Raw genomic sequence first — 24,987 nt, 5'->3', positions numbered from 1 at the left:
TTGGAAGCACCCGGTTCACCCCGACTCAATGGTCGACGGCGTCAAGAATGGCAGCGCCGAGCTCGGCCGGCCTGGTGAACTGCGGCCAGTGCCCCGTCGGCAGGTCCACGTACTCGACGTCGTTGATCCGGGCGAGCTCAGCCACGAACGGATGGCCTACCTCGATCCACTCGGTGAGCATGGCAGAGGGAAACTGGCACGCGATGATGGTGGCCGGGACGTCGTAGCGGCGCTCATCGGAAAGGTGCTGTCTGTCGGACGCGACGCCTCGCGGCTGAGGAATGGCGCGTTTGCGGAACGCGGCTCGCAGCTCGTCGTCCAGGTCCACGAGGTCCGCCTGCTCAAAACTGTCCCATGGCGGCAGAGGCACGTCGTCGCCGTCGGCCGCCAGTTCGTCGTTGATGACGCCGTCCTCCCCCAGCGGCCCACTGTCGACGTATACGGCTCGGGCCACGCGGCTCGGGCGGGCGTCCACGGCGCCGTGGATGATCGCACCTCCCCCGGAATGACCCACGAGAACCACCGGGGTGTCGATGCTGTCGATCACGGCCACCACTGCGTCGATGTGGTCATTCAGCCCGATGCCGGCACGCGGCGCGTTGATCGCCTCAAGCCCCGGCAGCGTGAGTGGCAGGACCCGGTGTCCGGCGGCAACGAGAGGAGGCGTGACCTTCTCCCATGACGATGCGTCCAACCAGAAGCCGGAACCAGGATGATGTCCATCCCGGTAGATTACGCCCTGGACGCTCCTGCTTTCCTCCGCCGGCAGGATGAAGATGCAGAAGGACCACTTTGAGGCCAGCGATGATGTGCCACGAGGCAGTTCGCAGGGAATCCCCCCCGGTTCATCACCGCACTCTGAAGGGAAAACTCACGAACAGGAAAATGCGTCTCCTTGCAGTACCCGCTCTTTCGATCGCCGCTCTGGCGATGTCCGGCGCACCCGCCACTGCCGTCGGCGCCGACGGCACCTACTCATCAACGCTGGGGCAGCTGAACGGCACCACCGGCACCGGAACGATCACCGTTGACCTCACCGTGGGGGCGACCGCACCGGCGCTGTGCGGATCCCTGGTCGCCCAGCAGATGGGAGCCGTGCCCAGAGGCGGTGCTGACACCGGCGTCACTGATGCAGGTGAGATCAACCTGGGCATGATTGCCCTCGGTGGAGGCGTCGTCCTTGCTGCTGCCGCAGGCGGCGCCTTTATGGATCGCCGGCGTAACAGCTGATTCAGGAACCGGCAATTCCTGCAGAGGGTGCGTCGCTGCCAGTTCCCCAGGCAGCGGCGCACCCTCTCCTGTCGAGGAGGAATCCTCCGCAACGTGGTGCATCAATCCGCTGATTGCTCATCGTCGGTGGTTTTCGGACGCGAGCGGAGGACCTTGTCCACGAAGAATTCGAAGACGATCCACGCGATCAGCCGGCCCAACCCGGACAACACCTCAGTCATCATTGCTCAATGTATTGCCTTCCTGCGGCACGAGCGGAGACACCCCGTCGTTCGTCCCTGCCACTATGCCGGAGACGCAGCGAAAGAGCCATGGCGTCCTCACTCGCTCTGGGGCACTCAGGTATCTGGACGAGTGGCAGGTGGTACCAGCTCCCAGCTACCTGCATCGGGAGGAAGGTCACAGGTAATCGGTACGCTGTTTTCGCTCGGCCCGCTGATCGAGCATGGGCATACGCGAGCGGCAGACATGTCGGGAAAACAGGTGGGGAATGGCTGAGGTACTGGGCAGCGATCCGTTGATGACGGTCGCGGAAGTCGCAGAGGCGATGCGCGTATCGAAGATGACGGTGTACCGGCTGGTCCATGCTGGTGAGATGGGCTCGGTCCGTATCGGGCGCTCCTACCGAATCCCCGAGTCCGCGCTCGAGCATTACATTTCCTCGACCAACCCTCAAGTGCTGTCAGCGGCACCTGTCGACAAGGATACGGCGACCGGCCCGAGCTGAAGCCCTTGCTGCAATGCGCGTCGGAGGTCATCGAGTGGGGTTGCTAGCAGCATCCCGCTCCGGACACCAGGGTGGTTGCGAGGCGGGGCGATTCATCACGCACCCTGCGCAGGTGGGGGTGCGCCCATTTCCAACGGGGGCGTGAGATCGAAGCGTTCGATCTCCTCGAAATATTTCTCGATCCCTGCCGGAAAGATGGTCTCAAGCATTGGCGCCTGGTCATCGCCGGCCGGTGGCGGACAGTCCTATTGGGTGGCGTTTTCGTGCGTCCAAGCCTCCGCGTAGAACCGGGGGGAAAGCGATTCCAGTAGTTCGGTGTAGATTCCCGGCTCCATGGCCTGCGCTGAACTGTCAGGGATTTTCGAGACGAAGGCGGACACGCCCAACCCGGCCTCATGATCCTCAAGCGTCAACCCGGCGGCCTCCAGGATCGTGGGGTACATGTTCAGCTGGTCCGCTCCGGGTCGCAGCGTGCTGGTCGTGTCCTGGCCCGGAATCCAGATCCGATTGAAGATGGTGCGGTTGGGGTGGTAATCCAACTGCTCGTGGAAGGCATCGCCGGCGCTCATGTGCTTGAGGTGGTCGCCCATGATCACCACGGCGGTGTCGTCGAGGTAACCCTTCTCCTTCATGTAGTCCACGAACCCGGCCACCTGGGTCATCGAGCAGGAGAACACCGAGGTGACCTCGTTCTGCGTATCCACGTTGCAGTAGTCGAAGACGTGCACCGGCTCATGTGTGTCCAACGTCAGCATGGAGAGGTTGAACGGCCGACCGGTCTTCTCCGCCTCGGCATGCAATGCGTCGATCTCTTCCTTCGCGTAGGCCATGAGGCGTTCGTCGCTCAAGCCCCAGTCGCTGCGGAAGCTCTTCTCCGGTTCGCCGGCGGCGCGCCAGTCGGAAAGGTCCTTTTCCTCGGAGTAGCCGTGGCTGCTCAGGAAGGTGTCCTTCGCGGCGAAGGAGGCGTTGGCACCGCCCAGGAAGACGTTGTTGTAGCCGTGCTCGGTCAGGACATCGCCCAGGCAGGTCAACCCTCCCAGATAGGTGTCGACGCCGCCGTCGGGCTCATCGAGGGTGCCGCTGCCCGAGGCGGAGCCGATACCCTTCAGCGGGACGCCGCACTGCGTCGAAGTGAGACCGGCCATGGTCCAGCCCCCACCGTTGTACTGCTGAAAATCGGCCACGCTCTGCCAGCCGTCTGAGACCTTGGTGGCCTCCTTGAGAGGTGCGAACGCGTCCTTCTCGAAGAGCTGATCGTCGGCGAGGGTGGCCTCGCCGGACTCGAGGTAGATCAACACGAGATTGCGCTTGTGCTTGTCGCTGGTCACGGTCGGCTCCACGTAGTAGTCGCCGATGTCGTACGGGGAATTCGCCGCATCGATGTAATCCTTCATGCCCACCGTGGTGGCGAAGGCCGTGGTGCCGCCGACGACCACCGCGGCCACCAGGGCGGTGGACACGGTGCGCATGATCCATGGCGAACGACGAGGACGCACGGCGTGGCGATCGCGACGGCGCGTGCGGCGCCGGGAACGCTGCCACAGCGCGATCCCAACGGTAATGAGCAGGGGAACGACGCCGACACCCAGGATGCCGATCCAAACGATGGGTCCGCCCCCGCCGTCGGTCTCCACGGAGACGAGGTTCAGAAGCATCTGACCCACTGAAATCTTGCCCCAGTAGAAACGGATGCCGACGGCGGCGATGAGCAGCGCGAGTCCCGCCCAGATCAGGACGTAGACCAGGCCGCGTCCCACGACGGCGCCGACCCGTCGGGTCACGGGAAGAATCTGGCCAGACATGACAACACCTCGCGTTCCGAATGCCCGCGTGTTCGCCGAACACCCTTGACATTCAACCCGTTCTCGGGCCTATCGAAGCCTAGTACCGTTACGCTACCCGTTCAACCTTGGTTTACCGGTTGGTAACTAGCTGTTCACCGCAACGCGAACCGCGGCGCCTCCGCGCAGGCGAGCCGCGGCCCGGTTTGGACGTCCCGGGATGGGAGTACCACAGCCACCCCTGACTGGACGTGAGTACTCCGTGACCGGTGAAGAGTGTCTCCTGATGGGCCGCGATGACGCCCGGATCGCCGAGCCTGGCGCGGTTGTGGTTGCCATCCTGCTGGACTCTCTCATACTCCATTTCGAGGAACTGATCCGTCACCAGATCATGAAAACCTACGTCGGAACCTGTGCTGAAGTGCACCCAGCAGCCCCCGGAGGTCTCCGGCGAGGACATGACTCCCCATCCTTCCTCGCCAGACCAGAACTGGACTACCCCTAGTGTCGCCATAGGGGGACCATATTGCGCCGGCTCGGTACGGAGATGCGTCCGCAATGCGCCGAGGCGGGATCCGTTCGGCATGACAGACCTCGACGCATCGGACCGGCGACTGCTACTGCTACTGCTACTTCGAAGGTGACGGCCTCGCTCGCGGATGATCGGCGATCGATACTCCGCTGAGTGCGAGGAGGAAACCCGGTTCCTAGATCAGGTGCAGTTCAGCACCAGCCGGACGTGTCGACACCGCTTCGATGCCGGCGCTGGTGAGGCGAATGGTGTCCGCATCACTTTCGGCGGACCGCAGGGCTTCTTCGACGTGGATGGAAAGGACCGCCACGGAGGCAGCTGCAACGGACCAGCTGGGCCACATGGCTGCGCGGGTCTCCTCGTCGATCACGATTCCGCCGTGGATCTCTGCCTCGGTCTGCTCGAACTCGCACTTCCGGCCGGACAGCTCAATCAAAGGTGACGCGCGTGTCCGGACCCGATCCGGTGAACACGATGGACCCGAGGTGTCCCAGGCCGGTCTTGAGCATCGCCCGAAACCAGCCGTCTTCAAAGTCAGGCGCCCATGGCCCCAACCCCTTTCATAGTTGATCGCACGATCCTATGGGCGGCTGATCGGGTATCGACCTGCACTTCGTATGAACATTGGATGACAATTTGTCCGGCACTTGAGTGAGCCGTCCCACCCCTCCCCGGGCTTTCGAACCGGATCCTCGGACCGCCGGCGAGAAGCTGCTTCAGCGCCTCCTCATCAATTCAAGAGCCGCCAGCTCCAGGACACGTGCGCGTGTGATTCCCCGTGATAATGAAGCGCGCCGCCGGTGATCAGCACCCGCGGCGGTGCATCGGCTACACAAGGTCGGCGGTCATCGATTTCCGCTGTCGATCAGTATCAACGTTCCCCTTCATCTGTTCGGCATGGAGCCTCGCCGTGTTCGTACCCCGTTAGGATGAGGTGTCCTATCTGCCTGATCAAGGGGGCCTTTTGAAGAAATCACTGCTCGCCGTTGTCCTGCTTCTCGCCCTCACTGGTTGCGGCGCACAGCCGCTCACGACGGAGAACCTACTGACCGAGCAACTGTCGTCAGAGGACACCTGCTCGGAGATCGACACCATTCTCTCTGCTGTCGGCGGAGAGTCCGGGCGCGAAGAGCGGTTCCGGACTGCGTCCGACCAACTTGGCGAACTCTCGGAAAGGGCATCGGACCCGCTGGAGGATGAGCTCGAGCTGTTGTCGGAGATCCTCGAAGAGCGGGTCGAAGACGCCGAGGCGCTTGAGCAAGACTCCGAGCGTCTGGCCGAACTGGACGAAGCGGTCGTCACCGTGGAAGAGGTCTGCCGGTTCTAGCCTCCAAGATCGGGGAACACCGTTGCTCTGGTGACCGGCGGAGGTGCCAGTAGTTCTCGTACGAGAGTTCTTCTGCCGAGAGAGCAGTCAGGTACTGCAGGAGTACGTGCTGCTATTCGGTCGGTCGGTCGATTGATTATCCGGCGCGTGGATCGTCAGGCAAATACATCTCCACAATTCCTGCTTCCACGATGAAAGCTTCGTCGGCGTATGCCGGATTCACTCCGTGCGAGTTGTTGATTCGGGTAACTACAAGAGTTGGCCCGCAATTATCCGAGTAACGAAGTCTGCTGAACGTCAAGAAACTGGTAGTGCCCTCCCTGCCTACGCCTTATTCGCATGAATACGATCGCAGGACAGGACGCGCACTCCGTGCCCTGGTGGCACCTGTACCCCTCCATCCGGGGCAGCGGGCATCAACAAGACTGGGGAAGTCCATGCGAAAGACCACTCGAACATGCGGCGTACTGCTCGCCGCGAGCCTTTTCCTGACCAGCTGCGGCGAAACACCGGCAGGCCCCACTACCGACACAGCACCGCCGGAGTCGACACCAGCGGCACCGGCGGCAACTCCATCAACTTCGACCGAACCGACACCGACCATCGCGGCTGCCAAGACCTACACCAACGAGGAACTCACCGCCCTCGTGGCATCACTGACGGACATCAACGGCAACCCCCTCACCGTGGTTCCCGCCGAACAACTGGACCAAGCCGTTGCCGCAGCAAAAGCACTGGTGGCCACCGCCACCATTACACCTGAGGCCTGCAACGTCTTCGCCGCGGAAAGCACTCCTGTTCCCGATGGAAGCACCTACGCTGCCGGTGCCAGCCTCGCAGCTGCGGAGAAGACCCAGACGACCATTACCGTCATCGCGGTCCAGGACCTGGCTGTTCTCGCCGACGAAGTAACTGCCTCTCAGGACGCTGTCGACCAGTGTGCCACCTACGAGATCGAAAAGGACGGTGAAAAAATCAGCAGCCAGGTCACCCCGATCGAGGCAACAACCGACGGCGAGATGTCCTTTGGTGCCCTCACCACCCAAAGCCTTGCCACCGGAGAGAAGCAGATGATCATGTCGATCTCCGGAACGAAGGGAACCCTCGGGGTCACCGCCGTCAAGATCGGCGCGGAAATCGCACCCGAAGCGCAGGCAGAACTTGAGCAACTGATCAACGACGCTCTGGCAAAAGGATAGAAGAACGGCCCTTCGCTTGGACAATACATATAAGTGTGGCATTCCGAAGGCGTCCCAATTACCTCATTTACACCGCTAGCCTGACAGCACTTCGGCTGGCCATAGCGTTCGCCAGTGGTCCTTCGTCAGAATTGTTTGTACTCCAGATCGGTGGTGCGGCAGCGTTTTCCACCGTGACCGGCTTCGCATTCTTCGAGTGGAAGGCTCAGCTGAAAACCTACTTCCTAAACGCAACAGGACGTAATTATCAGCAATCGATCCGACTCTCCGGACATCGACCGGTCGTGTGGAACGGTGGGCAACAGCGTCGGGAGGTCGCGCGGCGAAGAGTGGACGGGAAGTCAGGTGGGGTCACCCAGTACGTGCGCCAAGCGGTCGAGATCCTCCTGGACGATACCGATGTCACGGGCGAACTCCGCGTCATCCCGCTCTATCTGACGGACGGTGAAAACCACCTCCGCGCCGTGCGGATGTGGGAGCACTCGGACCGGGTTGGTGACGACAGTTCCAGACGGGAGAGTCACGTCGTGATCGATTACTCCAAAAGTGTTCCGTTCGACGAATTGAACCTTCACCCGTCCCATCGGCGACTGAACGAGTAACACAGCGCCCTTTTGAACAACCCTTGATTGTGCGAGTCCAACGGCCCACTCAGGCAAGTTTGCGACGTTCGACGCGAAATCGTAGACAGCATTGCTGGGGGCCCTTATGACGCGGCTGACGTGATGACTCCTCATAGCACCCAGCTTGGCACCACCACACGGAATCCTCCAGGTTTCCAAAGTCCTCGTGTTCCTTCAACCGACACCGAGCTGCGGAATGATCCGCATGGGGACCATTCGCGCGGCCCATCGCACCATCCTTCCTGGGTGAACATGCCGCAGGTACAGTCGGTGCAGCTTTGAAGTCGAGGGATGGAATGACCGGTACCGGAAATCGCGTGATGGCCGTTGTGTTCATCGGATTGGAACTACTCGCGGTCGCAGCGGTCCCTTTCCTGGTCATACCTGCGGTAGTGGCGGGCTCCTGGGTTCTAGTGGTGAGACTGAGAACCACGCATGCCGGCTTTTCTCGTGCGTGGAGGCTGGCTGGCCTCTCAGCAGGTCTCCTTGCGGCAGCGGTCACTGCGAGCATGTTCGCTGCTCCTCCGCTGATCGTGTCCGTTCTCCTACTCTTGGGGTTCATTTCGTACGCAGGGACCGTGGTTCTGTTCGGACTCTTCGTGTTCCTGAAGATTCGACGAAAACAGCGTCCGATGCCAGTTCTCTGGAAAGGAGTTCCTCATGCATAGTCTGATACAAACCGTGCCACCGTCGGACGTAGCCTGTGGCGAACTCAGGGCCCAGCCCTGTGTTACTGGTGAATTCGTGGACGCGACGACTCCTCGGGAGGTTAGTGGCAACGGAACTTCCCAGGCGCATGCGCTGCACTGCTCAGCGGAGGATTGTCGTGGTCCAGCTGACGCGTGTGTCGGCGGTCGTGCAGCGGGATTGGGGACCGCGAGGTTTTCCAGGAGGTGAGGCGTTGTCCGTTCCGTGTTCCCAGTCCGGGTCGAAGAGTTCGCCGTTGCGCTGAGCCAGCGCCAATTTGGACGGCGTCGATCGGGTCGCTGTGATTCCAAGCCGTTCTCGTCCGCGGAATGCCCAGCGGTTGAGCCGGCCGCGCAATCCGTTCTACTGGGCTCGGCTGACGGCCCAGTAGAAGTTCGATGGGCCGTTGTGGGCCGACGATGGTCCATCTCCGGCCTTGGCGATCCTCGCGGGAATGGTACAGAATGCGGTCATGGACATCACCGACAACGGACCAAAGCCGAACGCATTCGACATCGAGAGCGCTACGACGGGAAACACCGATTATCGCCGCGTTGCCTGGACGGGCAAGCACCTGCAAGTGACACTCATGTCGATCGGGCCGGGCGGTGCGATTGGCCTGGAGGTGCATCACGGCACTGACCAGTTCCTTCGCATCGATGCCGGGAAGGGCCGCGTGAAGATGGGGTCCTCGAAGGACGACCTCTCGTTCCAGCAGGACGTCGAGGACGGCTGGAGCATCCAGGTACCCGCCGGGACGTGGCACGACGTCGAGAACACCGGGGACGAACCGCTCCGCCTCTACACCATCTACGCGCCCACGCACCACGCGCAGGGCATTGTGCAGGCGACGCCGGAGGACGCCGAGAAGGACGAGGAGCAGGGCCGCGACGAGCCGCCGTCGTGGGTCGAGGAAGTCGACGACAAGGGCGAAGAAACTGCCTGAGTCTCTTCATCGCAAGGAGCCCGCCGAACTTTCGGCGGGCTCCAACTGGCACACGCCTGAACGTCTCCACGCTCAGCTCACCAGAAGCCCCGGTCCAAGCGCCAACGCCACCGAGCCGAAGGAGTAGATGATGACCGACCACACAACGCAGGATCGGAGCTTCGCCCTTACCCGAACCTTCGCCGCATCACGCCAGGCGGTGTTCACGGCATGGACCGATCCCGAGCACCTCGCTTGGTTCTACAACCCCGACATGCCCATACCGAGCAGACCCATCGAGGTCGAACTCCGAGTCGGGGGAACATGGAAACAGCAAATGAACGTCAATGACGATCTCAGCTATCCCACCGGCGGGATCTACCTCGAGATCGTTCCTGACGAACGCCTCAGCTTCCGCTGGGGAGCCGTCGGCGGCTGGCCCGACCTCGACGGCGACAATGAACTACTTGCCCCTGTTGTCACAGTGCAGCTCAGCGACCTTGGCTCCGGAACGGAGCTCGTCCTCACAGTCCAGTTCTCCGAGCGTCTCGACCTCACCGAGGTGCAAAGGCTCATCCTGGGGGGCACCCGCGACGGATGGGGTGCCACCATCGACCGACTCAACAACAGCACCGCACTCACCCCTGTCGCCAATGTCGCCAACTCCATTGCAGTGCCTCAGATCTATGTCAGTTTCCCAGGAACGGCCCGGGAAGCACTGGGTTTCTACGCGAGCATCTTCGGTGGTGAACTATCCCTGCATACCTATGAGGAGTTCGGCAGGAAGGACGGTCCGGCAGGCGCAATAGCCCACGGAGTGCTCAGCGGGGTGGTTTCCCTGGCGGGATCGGATGCAGCAGCAGGAGAGAAGACGGTCCAGTTCGAAGGAGTCATGCTCTCGTTGCTGGGAGCCGCCGGATCTACCGTGCTTCACCAGTGGTTCGACAAGCTCTCTGCGGGCGGGTCGGTGGTCGATCCCCTCGCACCGAAGCCCTGGGGCGCCTCGGATGGCCAGGTGATAGATCGTCACGGCCTCCACTGGCTCATCGGATACGAGCCTGAGACCTAAGTGACGCACGAGCGATCACGGTCCTCGTGTGTTCAGCTCGAGGATCGCCTGCTTTTCCTCTGCCGTTAGGTTCGACAGAGCCAAAACGTCCTGCAGTACCGAGGACTTGCCAGCAAGGTATCGGCGGATGTCCATGTCGGGTTCGCTTGCCAGTTGAAGCTTCACAGCGCCGTAGCGATTGCGAAGGTCAGGATGTGCTCGTAGTGCACCTCGAACGGCAAGGTGGTTTCGAACATGCAGCGTGCCGGCAACGCAAAGATACACGTTGCGGGGCGGCGTCTCATCCGGTGCCGTGAAGACTTCACGATCGATCGCTCCCAGGTCTCCGCGATGCACATAGCCGGCATTCTCGAGCGTCCGGGTGGCAGTGATTCTCACCTCGCGCTGCACGATGACGTCGATGTCCAGGATGGGCTTGGCGGACAGGCCCGGGACCGAGGTCGAACCGACATGCTCGATGGCGTCGACCGGCAATTCGGCCAAGATCGACGCCAGTTCCTCAGCGACGAGGAGAAACTGACGCGCCCAATCAGAAGAATGAGCGACGACGGTAATGCCCTCGCTGTATCGATCACCCATATAGCCAGACTAGCTAGTTTGCAACTTCCCAATCGCATGGAACCGTCCGAATATCCCTGTCGAGGAGCGACCCACGGACAGGCGAGGGGAGCTTCGACGGTCGCGGTAGCCTCCTCCGTTCATTCGAGGAGTGCCGCACGTGTATTGACGATGCGTAGCCGCAGGTCTATCGTCAGCGGCATCCTGACCACAAGCATCGAGCCACACCAAGGAGTGCATCATGCCGGAATTCATGGATGTGCATCGCAACATGACTGGACTGACCAAGGAGGATCTTCAAGCTGCCCACGATGCCGACGTCGCGATTCAGAGTGAGGAGGACGTGGTATTCAAGTCTGCTTGGGCGGATCCCGAGGCCGGGGTCGTCTACTGCCTGTCCGAGGCGCCTTCGGCGGACGCCGTGAGGCGTATCCACGAGCGCGCGGGTCATCCTGCAGACGAGGTACACCCGATCCCCCTCAAGGTCTGAGGAGCAAGGGCCCGGAATTACAAGCGGCTTGCAGAGTCGAGGCGCCAGGCCGGTCGTTCAACAATGGTGAATCCCAGCTCGGCGAGATTTCGGATACTTGACGCTCCGGGAGCTGCGGTAGCCGTCGCCAAAGGGATGCCGAGACTTCTCGCCAGCCGCAGCCTGTGTATCAGGAGGGCGGCGTGGGCTCCCGTGCCTCTCGCGGACGAAAGGGTGGACGCACCACCAAGTACCGCCCCGGTGGGGTGCAATGACATGGCCGCAGCGGCGAGAGGCCGATCGTTGTGGGAAGCGATGAAACCACGAACCGCCGGGAGGACATGCTCGGCCCGGATCAAAGCTTCGACTTCGCTCGAAGCGGCGTACCCGGCGCCGAGAAGTTCCAGAAAGAGTTGCATTTCCTTCCTGGTGGAAGCTTCTTTGATTCGCCACCTGTCAGTGACGATGCCATCCACCCAGATGTCAATGCCCCGTCGCAGGTAGGCGATCGGTCGTATGGGTGCCGGCGCGTATCCATCGCTCAGCAATCGTGCGGTGAGGCTTTGCGATGGCCACGTTACAACGATGGTTGGCTGGTGGGAGCCCGCGAATCTCTTGAGAGCGTCAGGCAGTACCTCAACCGACTGATCGTCGAAGCCTTCGACGGTGTTGAGGAAACCATATTGGTCCGCGGTTGCCATGCTCGCCCGCAGTCCACCTATGCAGAACGACTCGAACCGGCCAGGCAGACCTGCGGCCGCTGCCGCATCGAGCGATAGAGATCTACGTTGATAAACGGCCAGTTCCGCAGCTTGAAGTGATTCTTCGGAGGCTTCTGGCATATTCAAAGCCTAACTTCGACTGCTCGGGCGAAATGCTCTCGTTATCTTGGCCCGCCGTCCCGCTTACAGATCCTTCACCGAACACGCTCCCTCCGTCTTGCTATCCGAGGTAAGCGGGACTCCAGGGGTTCGCTTCGCCAGGTAAAAGGGAGAATTGCTGCCGTTGTCAACAATCGGGTGCATCACCCTCCAAGCCGAAGTCATGAAGGACTCCGAAGGCGCGAAGGCAGTCGGGCTTGATGATCATCGGCCCACGAGACGCTGCTGATGAAGGTTCAGTCGCGCACGGCAGCTACGGCCTCGACTTCCACGAGTTGCTTCTGGTAACCGAGGACCGTCACTCCCAACAAGGTGCTCGGCGCGTCATGCTCACCGAATGCGCGGCGCACAACCTCCCATGCCGCCACAAGGTCGGCCCGATTCGTGGATGCCACAAGCACACGGGTACTGACCACATCCTGAATGGTGGCACCTGCTTCACGAAGGGCAGTGCCCATGTTCTCGATGCACTTCGCGGCCTGCACCGTGTAGTCGCCCTCACCTACCGTGGTTCCGTCGTCGTCGAGGGGGCACGACCCCGCGAGGAAGATGATTCGCGCGTCGGCTGGAGCGGTAGCCGCATACGCATACTGCGCTGCACCATGAAGAGTGGTGGAGCGAATCAAAGTCACAACCGAAGTCATCGGAGCCTTGCTTTCCCTTGTGCCGGCGAAACCCAAGTCTCCCACCTGCGATGGAGAAGCAAAGCGGCAAAGGATCCGCCTCCTGAATGATTCAGGCCGATGATTCGTAGGGGCGGCTTGGGACGGCTTGGCGTCCGGTGTGGAGGTCCGCGCCACCATCGTCGGTCTTGAGTCGTCAGGTTCGATCACCATAGAGTGATGCGAACGACAAGCCCTTCAGGAGATGACATGTCCCTCGTCCGCGTCCATAACTTCTCGATCTCCCTCGACGGCTTCGGCACCGGGGAGGGCCAGCAACTCGACGCTCCCTTCGGTCATGCAGGGTCACGGCTAGTGGACTGGGCTGTCGGAACGCGCACCTTCCGCGACATGGGCATTCCCGGGGAGACCGAGGCGTCCTTCGGCGTCGACGATGCGTTCGCAAGCAGAACGGGTCCCGGGATCGGCGCGGAGATCATGGGGCGCAACAAGTTCGGACCTCAACGCGGTCCCTGGGAGGACGAGGAATGGAAGGGGTGGTGGGGCGACAACCCTGTCTTCCACACCCCCGTCGTTGTTCTGACTCACCACCCTCGGCCGGTACTCGAGATGGAGGGTGGAACGACCTTCCACTTCGTTGATGCCGATCCCGTCGCAGCGCTCAACCAGGCGCGCGCCCTGGCCGGTAACCTCGACATCCGGATCGGTGGCGGAGCCAGCACTGTCCGACAGTTTCTCGCGGCTGATCTGATCGACCATATGCACATCGTCCTCGTGCCGATCGTCCTGGGCCGGGGCGAACGGCTCTGGGATGGCCTCGAAGGACTCGAACAACGCTTCGACATCGAAACAACCCCTTCTCCGTCCGGGGTGCTCCATCTGGTCTTCACTCGTCGCAGGACACGGTAGTCCGAGCCGGGAACGATTGCCCGGGGAGCCGGCGGTAGTAAGGATCGTCGTTGTCAGCCGCCGGATCGTTCGAGCGCGCGACCGATGACGCGGGCTGCTTTCTGGTAGGCGCCGGGGTTCGGGCCGGAGTAGTTCAGGCGGATATACGGTCCGGTCGGTTCAGCGGGGAACCAGTCGTCGCCGGGGGCGATGAGGACGTTGTCGGCCTCGCATTCCCGGGTGAAGGCGGGCAGGTCTGTGGTATCAGGAAGTCTGACCCAGAGGTTCAGCCCGCCGGGCGGGAGGGCTGTGAGATGGGCTTGCGGTGCGTGCTTCTCGAGGCTGTCGGCGAGTAGGTCCCGCCGCGATCTCAGTTGGATTCGGAGCCCTCGGAGGTGTGTCTGCCAACCGGGTTGGGTGACGATGTCCAGTGCTGCTGTCTGCAGGACGCCACTGACATACATGGAGGCAGCGGCGCGGTCCGCGCTGATCCTCTCCCGTGCCGGCCCGCGGGCGATGATCGCCGCTACCCGGAGAGCCGGGGACACGCTTTTGGTAAGGGAACGGATGTAGACGACGTGCCCGTCGTCGTCCCGGGCTGCGACCGGTGTGGGGTCGGTGGTGATGCCGAAGTCGTGGGCCCAGTCATCTTCGATGAGGAACGCACCATAGGTCCTGACGACGTCGAGGATTCGTTGTGTGGTCCCGGGAGACCATTGGGTACCGGTGGGGTTGGCGTAGTTCGGTTGGACGTAGAAGGCCCGTGCACCGGTTTCCTCGAAAGCCCGGGCCACCTCGTCAGGGTCCGGGCCGGCGGGTCCGGTAGGAATGGGGATCAGGCGGACTCCTGCTTGTGCAGCGGCGAGGATCGCTCCCCAGTAGGAGGGTGATTCGATCAACAGCGGCCGCCCATCCGTGACCAGGGCCCGGAAGATGGAACTCAATCCGCTCTGACTGCCGGGAAGCACGATGACATCACTGGCAGAAACCTGGGTCACCCCGATAGGGGTTGCGGCAGCCAATTCGGAGGCGAACCAGGACTGCAGCTCCGGAAGGCCAGACACCGGTGAGCGGGTCAGTGCCGAGTCATGACGCCCTGCCCGGGCCAGGGCGGCACGAACCAGACGTTCGGGCAGGAGCTCACGGTCCGGGTACCCGCCATGCAGCGCGATCGCATCGACGGGCGCCGGTCGCATCGTCGTCGACCATGAGGACAAACGGTTGCGGGGTGTGCCAAGGGCTGCGGTCTGCCACCCGAAATCCGATGGCCGCGCTATCCGAACAGCGGAGACGAAGGTACCGACCCCGGGTCGGCTCTCAATCAGGCCCTGCCCGCTCAGGGTGCGCAGGGCCTTCTGCACCGTGACGGGACTAGCTTCGTAGCGCGAAACCAGACTGCGGGTCGAAGGTAGTTTTGCCCCCGCAGGAGCACCCGCGACCCAAGTTCGCAGGGCTGTCACGATTTTCGAACTGCTATCGTTGTTCATGAACCTTCATAGTAGCGCTACTCCCCGATTACCGATCGTGCTATCACCCTCTTGGGCAGGGCTCACCTGGGGCCTCCTCGGGGTCCTTGCCTTTTCCTTCACCGTCCCGTTCACTCGCGTAGCGGTCGGTGGTCTCTCGCCCCTGTTCATTGGGTCGGGCCGCGCGGTGATCGCCGCAGCGCTCGCGGTGGCGGCACTAGCTCTCACCCGGCAGCGGTTCCCCAACGGAGTGCAGTGGGTCCGGCTGGGGGTGGTCGCCGGCGGGATCGTCGTCGGATTTCCCCTGCTCACTTCCTTCGCCCTCACTACAGCACCAGCAAGCCACGGGGCCGTCGTGATAGCCCTGCTACCCGCCGCGACCGCGGTGATGGCCGTTCTGCGGGGAAAGGAGCGCCCGCCTGCCTCGTTCTGGGTGATGGCCGTCATCGGCGCCGTCGTCGCTGTCGGTTTCGCCACGGTACAGGGCGGAGGACTCGCGCGCCTGACCTCCTCGGATCTCCTGCTGTTCGCGGCCGTGATCGCCGCTGCCATCGGCTACGCGGAAGGCGGACTGCTTGCACGCGAACTGGGAGCATGGCAGACCGTCTCATGGGCCCTCGTCATCGCATCCCCACTGATGATCGCCCTTGCTGTCACCGCAACAGTGCAACAACCACCGACCGGCACTCCGACCCAGTGGGCTGCCTTCACCTACCTGGCAGTGGTGAGCATGTTCCTCGGATTCTTCGCCTGGTACCGCGGGCTCGCCATCGGCCCCATGTCGAACGTCAGCCAGATACAACTCACCCAACCCGTCCTCAGCATCCTCTGGGCCGCGCTCCTCCTCCACGAACAACTCACCTGGACCACGATCCTCGGAGGAGTCGCCGTCATCCTCTGCGCCGGCGTGGCCGTTCGGGTGCGACTGAACCGCCCTGCCGGTAGCCGGGCCACCCCCAGAACGGAGACCATCCAGAAGCAGCCGTTCCGGTGAAGCATCCTCTGGCGGATGCGCACATCGGGCCGGCCCGCTATTGAAATGGCAACCTGAGGAGGGCGTGCGACCATCGAGGTGTGACCTGGCCTTCTGCTGAACCCCTTGAGACAGCTCGCTTGCTATTGGAACCGCTGGCAGTGCGGCACGCCATAGAGATGATCAACGCGCTCGGTGCCCAGGAGCTGTACCGCTACATCGGTGGAGAGCCGCCTTCCATGAAGGGCCTACAGGCGCAATATGAACGGCAGTCCCGGGGGCAATCACCCGACGGGAAAACTGGGTGGCTCAACTGGATCGTCCGCGACCGAACCTCCGATCGAGCAATCGGATTCGTCCAATCGTCCCTCTCCTACAACGATGGCGCCCTCATCGCGGACATCGCATGGCTGATCACTCCCTCCGAACAGGGGCGTGGTGCCGCCGTCGAAGCGTCCTCGGCCGTACTCGACTGGCTCAGGACGCTTCACCCCCGAAGGATCAGAGCCCTTATCCATCCTGACCACGCAGCATCCGCACGAGTTGCGGAACGCCTCGGGTTAGCCCGGACATCTGCACTGGTCGGCGGGGAAACAGTCTGGGAGACCGCGCCAATTCCAAGTGACGTAGTGAAGCGCTCGTCAGGGCAGTAATTGGGGGTGAACCTAGGACCTTGAATGGAACGCCGCAGTATCATCACTGCATGGGGAAATCACCAGGATCGTTGCCTGCAGTTCCCTCTCGAGCCCTGGGGTCGATGAACCCATCCCTGACCTGTTGCCTGCTTCTGTGTGTTCTATCCACGGCGGGTTGCGGCAACGGAGTGGAAGCGGGCGGATCCGACAGGGTGACGTACACACAGCTACGGATGCTGATGCTGATACTGATGCGAAAAGAATCGCAGAGTGCCTCCAAACAGCGCTTCCTGACAACGAAGTGACAGTAGGGCGACCCGCATAGTCAGACGCGCGGTGAAGGACGGAAGCATCTCTTGCCCCACCGCTGGTGCCGACTGTGCCACGATGGCCGGAACAACGTATGGGGGACGTAATGCTGCTCAACCGCCGATTTCCTGTGAATGCCCTGTTTCTCGCGCTGCTGGTCGGCGTATGCTCTGCCTGCACCGCGACGGGACCATCGATCGATGGATTGCCGTCCTACAGCTCGCTGGAAGACGCGCGGCAGGCTGTCGCCGGACACCTCGATTGCGAGGAGGACCCACCCCTGCCCACCGCGGTCATGGGTGATGAAGGACAGATCCCCACCGAGTCCGTGAAGTGCACGCAGTCCGTCGAGATCTTCTACTTCGAGTCGCCGGAAGCGCGAGACGACGCGTACGCGGTGATGGCTGATGCTGCGGGGTCTGACGGCTCCGTGTACTTCGCCGAGGGGAGAAACTGGTTCGTCGTCGATTACTCCGACGTCGGGGTGGGCACGGTAGACCCTGAACCCCTGGATCTCTCGGCCCTGTCGGACCCGCTCGGTACCCGCTACACCGAAGTGAAGTAGTGCCACGAACGATCACCCGTCCGCCGGCGGAATCCTGGGTTCAGCCGATCGTTGCAACACCATGATTCGGAGTGTTGCAGAAGGCCTCGAAGCTGTGGCGCGATGGTAGCGCAATATTGTTGCCCGTGCCTGGTACCGCTTGAACCGATCGCGGGCGTGAAGGGAGAAATCGCGACGATATACTGAAACACGGCTCAAATTGACGGCACAGAATGGGGCGTCCGTCGCAGAGCTGCTCGTCACAGTTTCCCGCTTCACCGGCGCAGATTCTGCCGGATCAGTTCAATTCCTCGGACACCCCATACCCCAGTTCAGGATGACCGTGCTTGAACGCCACCAGCTTCGATCCGCAACGTGGCGCTCATCCGAATCCTCCCGACCCCCTATTGAAGGCCGTTAGTACTGTGACCTCCTCCCCCGCCGCCACGCGCCTGTCATCCCTGCGCGCGATCCTCTTCGACCTTGATGGTGTGCTCACCCCGACGGCTGAGGTGCACATGCAGGCGTGGTCGCGGTTGTTCACGCCGTACCTGAGGGAAAGGGGTATTGAGCAGGATTACTGCGACGACGATTACTTCACCTACATCGACGGCCGCCCCCGCTACGACGGCGTACGCGCCCTTCTTGCCTCCCGCGGCATCACGCTTCCCGAGGGCCTCCCGGAGGACGCCCCAGGACGTGAGACCGTCTGCGGACTGGGCAACCGCAAGAACAGCGCGTTCAACGAAACCCTTGCAGAGGTCGGCGTCGCGCCGTATCCGGGTTCCCTTGCGCTCCTGGAGGCGGCAGTCACCGTCGGCGTCGAGGTTGCGGTTGTAACCAGCTCACGCAACGGCGTCGCCGTCCTCGTGGCCGCCGGACTCCGCGACCGCTTCGACGTCGTTGTCGACGGCCTCCTCGCAGCGGAGCGGCGGATTCCGGGCAAACCCGAGCCCGATACCTACCTCTACGCCGCCGAGCTGCTCGGCCTCCCAGCCTCAGCATGCGCGGTCGTCGAGGACGCCCCTTCCGGAGTCGCAGCCGGCCGCGCAGGGGCGTTCGGCCTCGTCGTCGGCGTGAACCGGGGAGTGGGAGCAGACACCCTGCTCGCGCAGGGGGCGGACGTCGTTGTCGATGACGTGGCCGAACTCATCCCTTTCCTCCCCCTCTCTGCGGGCGCAGTCGGCCCGACCACTTCCACCTCGTAGCCCAGGACATCCCGCATGAATTTCATCTCCTCCGACCCACTCGATCGCATCCACTTCCCGGTGGACGAGTGGGCGCTCGTCGAAACAGAATTCGACGTAGCCCTCCAGGGCCGTACCGAAACGCTTTTCTCCGTGGGCAACGGCTACCTCGGCCTGCGTGGCAACGTGGAGGAGGCGCGTGACGGGTACGCCTACGGCACCTTCATCAACGGCTTCCACGAGACGTGGCCGATCCAGCACGCCGAGGAGGCATTCGGGTTCGCCCGGGTGGGACAGACGATCGTCAATGTCCCCGACGCGAAAATTATCCGCCTCTACGTCGACGATGAACCGTTCGTCCTGACGGAAGCCGACATTCTGAGATACTCCCGCCGCCTCGATCTCGCTGACGGCATCCTGATTCGGGAACTCGAGTGGCGGACCCCCTCCGGTAAACGCGTCCTCATCCGGTCGCGCCGCCTCGTCTCCTTCACCGATCGTCACCTCGCGGTCATCGACTATGAGGTCGAGATGCTCGACGCCGAAGCGTCCATCCTCATTTCCAGTCAGATCCTCAACCGCCAGGACGCCGTCGACGAGTACCAACCGGGCCCGTCCGCGGAGGACGGTGCCTTCGACCCGCGCAAGGCGGAACTGTTCCAGGACCGCGTACTCCAGCCACGCTTTCAGCTAGCGGACGGTTCCCGCTATCTGCTCGGTTACCGCACGACCAACTCCTCGATGACCATCGCCTGTGGAGTGGAGCACAAGCTGATCACCCACAACGACTGGGACGAGTCCTCCCACATCGACGACGATCTCGCCAAACACGTCTACCGCGTGAAGGCGAAGCCGGGGCGTCCCATCCGGCTCGTCAAGAACATCACTTATCACACCTCCCGCGGTGTTCCTGTCCGTGAACTCGCCGACCGCTGCGGCCGCACCCTCGACCGTGCCCGTGAGACACCCCCCGAGGAGCAGTACCAGAAACAGCGCGAGTGGCTGGCCGACTTCTGGTCACGCTCCGACGTCGAGGTGGAAGGCCAACCGGCCATCCAGCAGGCGGTGCGCTGGAACATCTTCCAACTCGCGCAGTCCACGGCCCGCACCGACGGGGGCGGCATCGCTGCGAAGGGCGTCTCCGGCTCCGGGTACGGCGGCCACTACTTCTGGGACACCGAGGTCTACGTCCTGCCGTTCCTCAGCTACACCGCCCCCCTCGTCGCACGGAACGCCCTCCGCTTCCGCCAGGCGATGCTCGAGCCGGCGCGGACCCGCGCTGCTGAACTCAATCAGCGCGGGGCACTGTTCCCGTGGCGCACCATCAACGGCCAGGAGTCCTCCGCCTACTACGCCGCCAGCACGGCGCAGTACCACATCGACGCCGACATCTCCTATGCCCTGATGCAGTACGTCGCCGCGACGGGTGATGACGATTTCCTCATCCGCGGAGCGATCGACATTCTCGTCGAGACCGCTCGGATGTGGGCAGACCTGGGCTTCTGGCGCAGCAATGGCGACGACAATTTCCACATCCATGGCGTCACCGGCCCTGACGAGTACACCACCGTCGTCAACGACAACCTCTATACGAACGTCATGGCGCGCGCCAACCTCCAATCAGCCGCGCGCGCGGTTAAATGGCTCAACGCAGTTGAACCCGTTGCCTACGAACGGCTCGTGTCACGCCTGAACCTGGGCGAGGACGAGGCCGCTGAGTGGTCGCACGCCGCCGACAAGATGCACATCCCCTTCGACAAGCGCACAGGCATCCACCCCCAGGACGCCGCTTTCCTGGAGAAAGAGCTATGGGACCTCGAGAACACACCGGCAAGCAAGCGGCCCCTGCTGCTGCATTATCATCCGCTCGTGATCTACCGCTTCCAGGTACTCAAGCAAGCCGACGTCGTCCTCGCCCTCCATCTACAGGGAAACGATTTCACGGCAGAGGAAAAGCGCGCTGACTTCGAGTACTACGAAGCCCTGACCACGGGCGACTCCACCCTGTCGGCGGTCGTTCAGTCGATCATCGCCGCTGAGGTCGGTTACCACGACCTGGCGCTGAAGTATTTCCTGTCGTCACTGTTCGTTGACCTCGCCGACCTCCACCACAACACGTCGGACGGCATTCATGTCGCTTCGACGGGTGGCGTGTGGAGTGCTCTCGTCTACGGGTTCGGCGGGATGCGCGACCACGGCGGCCGCATCACCTTCGAACCGCGTCTCCCCAAAGCCTGGACCCGCATGAGCTTCCGCCTGACACTGCACGGCACACGGGTGCGTGCCAACGTGACCCAGGAGGTAATCACCCTGACGGTCGAATCGGGTGAATCGGCCACTGTTTCGGTGCATGGCGAATCAGTGCACCTGAAGACCGGTAAGCCTGTCACGGTCAGTCTCGGTCACCATGGCCCGCGTCTGACCGGCACTCCGACCACGAGCGACATCGAAGGGACCCGACGCGCGGATGGTTCCCTCGTCACGGCGTCCATGCCTACGGTCACGTTGGATGCCCAACCAACCGCGTCAACGGCTACCTCATCTCTTTGACGTTCCGGTCCGGGCTGCGGAATCGTGGATGGGTTGGAGTGCAGACGTTCTGTTCGGTCCCAGGTATCAACTAGCGCAAGCCGGCAAGGCCATCAAGGCATAAAGGGTGCAGGCAATGACCCTCGTCGCTCTTGATGATCCCGACGCTGCACGCTCCGGCCGCCGTATACTCTGAGCATGCAGATTCCGCGCCCCAACTGTATCTTTCATACCCAGCAGTCCACCCTCGAGCAGTGCGGGGACGCTCTGTGAGCGGCGGTCTCGTCGCCCTGCTGGACGACGTCGCAGCCCTGGCCCGCATCGCGGCCGCCTCAGTGGACGACGTCGCCGCCGGGGCCGCCAGAGCGGGGGTCAAGGCCGCCGGCGTGGTGATCGATGACGCCGCAGTCACTCCCCAGTACGTGTCCGGGGCGGACCCGTCCCGGGAACTGCCGATGATCAAGCGGATCTTCTGGGGCTCCCTCCGGAACAAGCTCTTGATCATCCTGCCGGCGCTGCTGCTGATCAGCGCCTTCATCCCGGGAGTCATCCCCTTCATCCTCATGGCGGGCGGCACCTACCTCTGCTACGAGGGTGCCGAGAAGGTCTGGCACAAGCTCCGCGGCCATTCCGCGAAGGAGAAGGCACCGGCGGTCGAGCAGGGCCCGGAGGCTGAAGCCAAGGTCACCAAGGGCGCCATTACCACCGACTTCATCCTGTCCTGCGAGATCATGGTCATCTCGATGAACGAGGTGGCCGACGAATCCATCTGGGCCCGGGCGCTCATCCTCGTCGTCGTGGCACTCGCGATCACGGTGATCGTGTACGGGGCCGTCGCGCTCATCGTCAAGATGGACGACATCGGTCTGCACCTGACCACCAAGGACTCCGCGGGCTCCCAGCGCTTTGGCGAGCTGCTCGTCAAGGGGATGCCGACCGTGCTGACGGCGATCACCCTCGTCGGGACGGTGGCCATGCTGTGGGTCGGTGGTCACATCATGCTGCAGGGGGCCTACGACCTCGGCTGGCACGCACCGTACGACCTGGTCCACGTCCTCGAGGCCCCGTTCGCCGGAATCGCGGTAGTGGGCGGCCTCCTGGCCTGGCTGGTGAACACCCTGTGCTCGGCCGTCCTGGGGCTCGCCTGGGGCCTCGTCGTCATGGCTATCATCCACCCGCTGCTCAATGCGATCAGCAAGAAGAAGGGCGGACATGAGGAGGGCGATGTCCGCGCCGCCATCGCCGGCTATCGGCCGGCGAAACGTGACGCCGATGCGGCCTCCTAGCCCGCACCCACTGGCGTAGCCGGCTTCCCGACAATCCACAATCCGCCCCGGTCCAGCCCAGGATCGGGGCGTGGGCGTGCGTGTGCTCGAAGCAGACCACGACTACAACGTCCGGCACCCCGTTGGCGTCGAAAAGCTCGTGGATCGGCCGCCGCAGGCACGAAAAAACCGCTGGAGACCAGGATGTGTTCCTGGTTTCCAGCGGTTCATTGGTGGAGCTGAGGGGACTCGAACCCCTGACCCCCTGCATGCCATGCAGGTGCGCTACCAGCTGCGCCACAGCCCCAATCCTTCGCCGCACCGGGGTCTCCCCCGAAGCAACTTGTTCAGTTTAGTAAACTTCTCGCCCTTCGCAAAATCGGCGGATTGTCGCGGCGATTACCCTTCGACAGGCTCCGAGGGAAGCGATCCGATGCCCACGTTGTGCTCCCGCAGCTGCCACGTGTACAGCGCATCGTCCACCCTGACCTGCTCGTCCAGAGCGGACCAGTGACAGTTCGACACACCGGACAACGCGCCCCACACGAGCGACGGCAGTCCCATCAGGGACGCCAGGCCCGACCGGATCGCACCACCATGGCTGACGATCACCAGAGTCTCACCCTCGTTCAGGTGTTCCACGGCCTCGGTGGTGGCAATCCTCATCCGCTGGCCCACCTCTTCACGGTTCTCCGCCCCACCTGCACGGACCAGAGGATCACCGCCACGCCATGCGGCATTGGCCTCGGGGAACTTCTCGTCGATCTGGGCGAAGCTGAGCCCCTGCCAGGCGCCCGCAGCCGTTTCACGGAAGCGAACATCGAGGTCGACGGGCAACCCGGTCAGTTCCCCGAGGAATTTGGCGGTGTCCGAGGCCCGGGTCAGATCCGACGAGACGATCCGCACGGGCCGGTGCAGGGCGAGGATTTCCGCTGCGCGCGCGGCCTGCTCACGACCGACGTCGTCCAGCCCGATATCCTCCTGGCCCTGGAAGAGGCCGTTGGAATTCCACTCGGTGCGGCCATGCCGCCAGAAAATGATCCTGCGGGCGGCGGGATCGGCATGGGCATGAAAGTCCACTACGACTCGGAGGCGCCCGAAGCAGCTTCCCCGGCCAGCTGCGGAGAAACCTGCTGCCCCTCGAGCTGTAGGTCCACCGAGGGGCAGTCCTTCCACAGGCGGTCCAGCGCGTAGAAGAGGCGATCCTCCTCATGCTGGACGTGCACCACCACCTCGGCATAGTCGAGCAGCACCCAGCGGCCCTCGCTCCGGCCTTCGCGCCGCACGGGCTTGAGGTCCTGCTTCGACAGTTCCTCCTCGATGGCGTCCACGATGGCGTTGACCTGGCGCTCACTCGGCGCGGACGCGATGAGGAACACGTCGGTGATCGCCAGACGCTCGCTGACGTCGATGGCAACAATGTCCTGGGCTATCTTGTCCACGGCGGCACGGGCCGCCGTCCGGGCAATCCCGATGGATGATTCGCTAGCGCTCACTGATCTCCTTGTATGTGCCGTCGCCCCTGGGGACGGAGCATCTGTTTCGATGTACTGAAAACTACTGTGGGTCTATCCGGCGGTCTGCTGGACGGCGCCGGAGTCCTTCCTGGAATTCCTGACCGGGACGTCGTGGTCGGCGATACCCATGGTGGGCGCACCGCCCACCCGGTAAAGGCCATGCTTGGCAATATATTGAACGACGCCGTCAGGCACCAGGTACCAGACCGGGTTGCCCGATCCGACACGCTGCCGGCAATCGGTCGACGAGATGGCCATTGCCGGCACCTCGAGCAGACTGACATCCCGACCGCCGTCGTCGAGCTCGTGACCGGGACGCGTCACTCCGATGAAATGCGCGAGCGACCACAGCTCTTCGGCGTTCTTCCAGGTGAGGATCTGGGCCATGGCGTCAGCACCGGTAATGAAGAACAACTCTGCATCGGGCCGCTGGATCTTCAGGTCCCGAAGGGTGTCGATGGTGAAGGTGGGCCCGGGACGGTCGATATCCACGCGACTTACCGTGAAACTGGGATTCGACGCGGTGGCGACCACCGTCATCAGGTACCGGTGCTCGGCCGGGCTGACAGCCGTGTCGGCTTTCTGCCACGGCTGTCCCGTGGGAACGAAGACCACCTCGTCGAGATCGAACACTGCTGCAACTTCACTCGCAGCAACCAGGTGCCCGTGGTGGATGGGGTCGAACGTGCCGCCCATGACCCCGAGGCGCCACGCTGTACCATCGCGGTGTCTTTGCTCCGACCCTCCGGTAATCACGTGCCCCGTCGTCGCTTCCGCAGCCTGCTTCAACGCTTCTAGTGCCGCTGCGCTTCGCCGTGGTCGTGGTTGTTCACATGCTGCTTGTGGGGATCGATGTGTTCCTCGGTGGCGCTGTGGCGGTTGCCGAGGTTCGCGAAGGACGCGGTGATCAGCATGAGGAGCAGCAAAATGCCCATGACGATCGCCCCGTAGGCGACCGCCGGCATAGGCAGCTCGGTGTGCTCTACCACTTCACCGGCGAGGATTGCGGCGTCCAGATACTGAAGCATCATCTATTTTCCTAG

Annotated in this window: 26 protein-coding genes, 1 tRNA gene and 2 pseudogenes; 15 read left to right on the top strand and 14 right to left on the bottom strand. The window is 62.9% G+C overall.

The genetic code is table 11. The features are described from left to right. Window positions 1-25: 25 nt before the first annotated feature. Window positions 26-723, bottom strand: a pseudogene (locus IWX75_RS12845) (alpha/beta fold hydrolase). A gap of 162 nt (window positions 724-885) precedes the next feature. Between IWX75_RS12845 and IWX75_RS12840 the strand changes: the two are divergent. Further along, window positions 886-1,230: a hypothetical protein gene (locus IWX75_RS12840; protein ID WP_196822627.1), complete on the top strand. Its 345-nt coding sequence runs from the start codon at window positions 886-888 to the stop codon at window positions 1,228-1,230. Window positions 1,231-1,331: 101 nt separating this feature from the next. Here IWX75_RS12840 and IWX75_RS17745 read toward each other — a convergent pair whose 3' ends face one another. Further along, on the bottom strand, window positions 1,332-1,454 hold the full coding sequence (locus IWX75_RS17745; protein ID WP_334684325.1) for a hypothetical protein: 123 nt from the start codon (window positions 1,452-1,454) through the stop codon (window positions 1,332-1,334). A gap of 266 nt (window positions 1,455-1,720) precedes the next feature. Here IWX75_RS17745 and IWX75_RS12835 point away from each other — a divergent pair, with 266 nt between their 5' ends. Further along, window positions 1,721-1,957, top strand: coding sequence for a helix-turn-helix domain-containing protein (locus tag IWX75_RS12835; RefSeq protein WP_196822626.1), 237 nt, complete (start codon window positions 1,721-1,723; stop codon window positions 1,955-1,957). 245 nt (window positions 1,958-2,202) lie between these two features. On the opposite strand, the gene IWX75_RS12830 is transcribed toward IWX75_RS12835, so the two are convergent. Together IWX75_RS12830 and IWX75_RS12825 are read right to left on the bottom strand one after the other, a co-directional pair. Further along, the gene (locus IWX75_RS12830) at window positions 2,203-3,759 is read right to left on the bottom strand and encodes an LTA synthase family protein (RefSeq protein WP_196822625.1); all 1,557 of its coding nucleotides are present in this window, start codon (window positions 3,757-3,759) and stop codon (window positions 2,203-2,205) included. Between the two features lie 686 nt (window positions 3,760-4,445). After that, window positions 4,446-4,706 carry a hypothetical protein gene (locus tag IWX75_RS12825; RefSeq protein WP_196822624.1) on the bottom strand — a complete coding sequence of 87 codons (261 nt, stop codon included), beginning with the start codon at window positions 4,704-4,706 and terminating at the stop codon, window positions 4,446-4,448. A 528-nt stretch (window positions 4,707-5,234) separates the two neighbouring features. Between IWX75_RS12825 and IWX75_RS12820 the strand changes: the two genes are divergently transcribed. Next, the gene (locus tag IWX75_RS12820) at window positions 5,235-5,597 is read left to right on the top strand and encodes a hypothetical protein (RefSeq protein WP_196822623.1); all 363 of its coding nucleotides are present in this window, start codon (window positions 5,235-5,237) and stop codon (window positions 5,595-5,597) included. Between the two features lie 437 nt (window positions 5,598-6,034). Continuing rightward, window positions 6,035-6,796, top strand: a complete 762-nt coding sequence (locus IWX75_RS12815) for a hypothetical protein (RefSeq protein WP_196822622.1) — start codon at window positions 6,035-6,037, stop codon at window positions 6,794-6,796. Window positions 6,797-7,137: 341 nt separating this feature from the next. Here IWX75_RS12815 and IWX75_RS12810 read toward each other — a convergent pair whose 3' ends face one another. Further along, entirely contained in the window at window positions 7,138-7,533 is a 396-nt protein-coding gene (locus IWX75_RS12810; protein WP_196822621.1) for an SRPBCC family protein, read from the bottom strand. A 1,045-nt stretch (window positions 7,534-8,578) separates the two neighbouring features. Between IWX75_RS12810 and IWX75_RS12805 the strand changes: the two genes are divergently transcribed. The 3 genes and pseudogenes from IWX75_RS12805 (at window position 8,579) to IWX75_RS17735 (ending at window position 10,100) form a co-directional block, all read left to right on the top strand. After that, window positions 8,579-9,052 (top strand): cupin domain-containing protein, encoded by a 474-nt coding sequence (locus IWX75_RS12805; RefSeq protein ID WP_196822620.1) that lies wholly within the window; start codon window positions 8,579-8,581, stop codon window positions 9,050-9,052. Between the two features lie 127 nt (window positions 9,053-9,179). Further along, window positions 9,180-9,644: pseudogene (locus IWX75_RS17740) on the top strand (SRPBCC family protein); the annotation flags it as partial. Between the two features lie 54 nt (window positions 9,645-9,698). Further along, window positions 9,699-10,100, top strand: a complete 402-nt coding sequence (locus IWX75_RS17735; RefSeq protein ID WP_334684340.1) for a VOC family protein — start codon at window positions 9,699-9,701, stop codon at window positions 10,098-10,100. Window positions 10,101-10,115: 15 nt separating this feature from the next. Here IWX75_RS17735 and IWX75_RS12795 read toward each other — a convergent pair whose 3' ends face one another. Beyond that, window positions 10,116-10,679: a GrpB family protein gene (locus tag IWX75_RS12795; protein WP_196822618.1), complete on the bottom strand. Its 564-nt coding sequence runs from the start codon at window positions 10,677-10,679 to the stop codon at window positions 10,116-10,118. Between the two features lie 220 nt (window positions 10,680-10,899). Between IWX75_RS12795 and IWX75_RS12790 the strand changes: the two genes are divergently transcribed. Then, window positions 10,900-11,148, top strand: a complete 249-nt coding sequence (locus tag IWX75_RS12790; RefSeq protein ID WP_196822617.1) for an SCO4226 family nickel-binding protein — start codon at window positions 10,900-10,902, stop codon at window positions 11,146-11,148. A gap of 17 nt (window positions 11,149-11,165) precedes the next feature. Here the strand turns inward: IWX75_RS12790 and IWX75_RS12785 are convergent, their stop codons facing one another. Further along, window positions 11,166-11,969 carry a hypothetical protein gene (locus IWX75_RS12785; protein ID WP_196822616.1) on the bottom strand — a complete coding sequence of 268 codons (804 nt, stop codon included), beginning with the start codon at window positions 11,967-11,969 and terminating at the stop codon, window positions 11,166-11,168. Between the two features lie 275 nt (window positions 11,970-12,244). Further along, window positions 12,245-12,652, bottom strand: a complete 408-nt coding sequence (locus IWX75_RS12780) for a RidA family protein (RefSeq protein ID WP_196822615.1) — start codon at window positions 12,650-12,652, stop codon at window positions 12,245-12,247. A gap of 228 nt (window positions 12,653-12,880) precedes the next feature. On the opposite strand from IWX75_RS12780, the gene IWX75_RS12775 reads away from it, so the two are divergent. Next, window positions 12,881-13,540 (top strand): dihydrofolate reductase family protein, encoded by a 660-nt coding sequence (locus IWX75_RS12775; RefSeq protein ID WP_196822614.1) that lies wholly within the window; start codon window positions 12,881-12,883, stop codon window positions 13,538-13,540. Window positions 13,541-13,593: 53 nt separating this feature from the next. Here the strand turns inward: IWX75_RS12775 and IWX75_RS12770 are convergent, their stop codons facing one another. Then, a complete protein-coding gene (locus IWX75_RS12770; protein ID WP_196822613.1) occupies window positions 13,594-15,006 on the bottom strand; it encodes an aminotransferase-like domain-containing protein in 1,413 nt (470 codons plus the stop codon). Here IWX75_RS12770 and IWX75_RS12765 point away from each other — a divergent pair. The 6 genes from IWX75_RS12765 (at window position 15,005) to IWX75_RS12740 (ending at window position 22,448) form a co-directional block, all read left to right on the top strand. Continuing rightward, window positions 15,005-15,979, top strand: a complete 975-nt coding sequence (locus IWX75_RS12765) for a DMT family transporter (RefSeq protein ID WP_196822612.1) — start codon at window positions 15,005-15,007, stop codon at window positions 15,977-15,979. The two genes, IWX75_RS12770 and IWX75_RS12765, sit on opposite strands and share 2 nt — an antisense overlap. Before the next feature lie 80 nt (window positions 15,980-16,059). Then, a complete protein-coding gene (locus tag IWX75_RS12760) occupies window positions 16,060-16,611 on the top strand; it encodes a GNAT family N-acetyltransferase (RefSeq protein WP_196822611.1) in 552 nt (183 codons plus the stop codon). A 397-nt stretch (window positions 16,612-17,008) separates the two neighbouring features. Next, window positions 17,009-17,467 carry a hypothetical protein gene (locus IWX75_RS12755; RefSeq protein WP_334684324.1) on the top strand — a complete coding sequence of 153 codons (459 nt, stop codon included), beginning with the start codon at window positions 17,009-17,011 and terminating at the stop codon, window positions 17,465-17,467. A gap of 404 nt (window positions 17,468-17,871) precedes the next feature. Beyond that, on the top strand, window positions 17,872-18,654 hold the full coding sequence (locus tag IWX75_RS12750) for an HAD family hydrolase (protein ID WP_334684323.1): 783 nt from the start codon (window positions 17,872-17,874) through the stop codon (window positions 18,652-18,654). Window positions 18,655-18,669: 15 nt separating this feature from the next. Beyond that, entirely contained in the window at window positions 18,670-21,183 is a 2,514-nt protein-coding gene (locus tag IWX75_RS12745; protein ID WP_196822609.1) for a glycoside hydrolase family 65 protein, read from the top strand. A gap of 248 nt (window positions 21,184-21,431) precedes the next feature. Beyond that, entirely contained in the window at window positions 21,432-22,448 is a 1,017-nt protein-coding gene (locus IWX75_RS12740) for a DUF808 domain-containing protein (protein WP_196822608.1), read from the top strand. 210 nt (window positions 22,449-22,658) lie between these two features. On the opposite strand, the gene IWX75_RS12735 is transcribed toward IWX75_RS12740, so the two are convergent. The 5 genes from IWX75_RS12735 to IWX75_RS12715 form a co-directional block, all read right to left on the bottom strand. Next, window positions 22,659-22,734 (bottom strand) — tRNA-Ala (locus IWX75_RS12735). Window positions 22,735-22,826: 92 nt separating this feature from the next. Further along, a complete protein-coding gene (locus tag IWX75_RS12730) occupies window positions 22,827-23,507 on the bottom strand; it encodes a histidine phosphatase family protein (protein WP_196822607.1) in 681 nt (226 codons plus the stop codon). Continuing rightward, window positions 23,507-23,923, bottom strand: a complete 417-nt coding sequence (gene rsfS / locus IWX75_RS12725) for a ribosome silencing factor (RefSeq protein WP_196822606.1) — start codon at window positions 23,921-23,923, stop codon at window positions 23,507-23,509. The genes IWX75_RS12730 and rsfS overlap by 1 nt, the downstream gene beginning before the upstream one ends. A 72-nt stretch (window positions 23,924-23,995) precedes the next feature. After that, window positions 23,996-24,640 carry a nicotinate-nucleotide adenylyltransferase gene (nadD, locus tag IWX75_RS12720; RefSeq protein WP_442858982.1) on the bottom strand — a complete coding sequence of 215 codons (645 nt, stop codon included), beginning with the start codon at window positions 24,638-24,640 and terminating at the stop codon, window positions 23,996-23,998. Between the two features lie 98 nt (window positions 24,641-24,738). After that, window positions 24,739-24,975: a hypothetical protein gene (locus IWX75_RS12715; protein ID WP_196822605.1), complete on the bottom strand. Its 237-nt coding sequence runs from the start codon at window positions 24,973-24,975 to the stop codon at window positions 24,739-24,741. Window positions 24,976-24,987: the final 12 nt, after the last annotated feature.

The sequence above is a fragment of the Arthrobacter sp. CAN_A6 genome (assembly GCF_015751715.1).
Taxonomy (GTDB): domain Bacteria; phylum Actinomycetota; class Actinomycetes; order Actinomycetales; family Micrococcaceae; genus Arthrobacter_D.
This window is presented reverse-complemented; position numbering and strand designations above follow the sequence as displayed.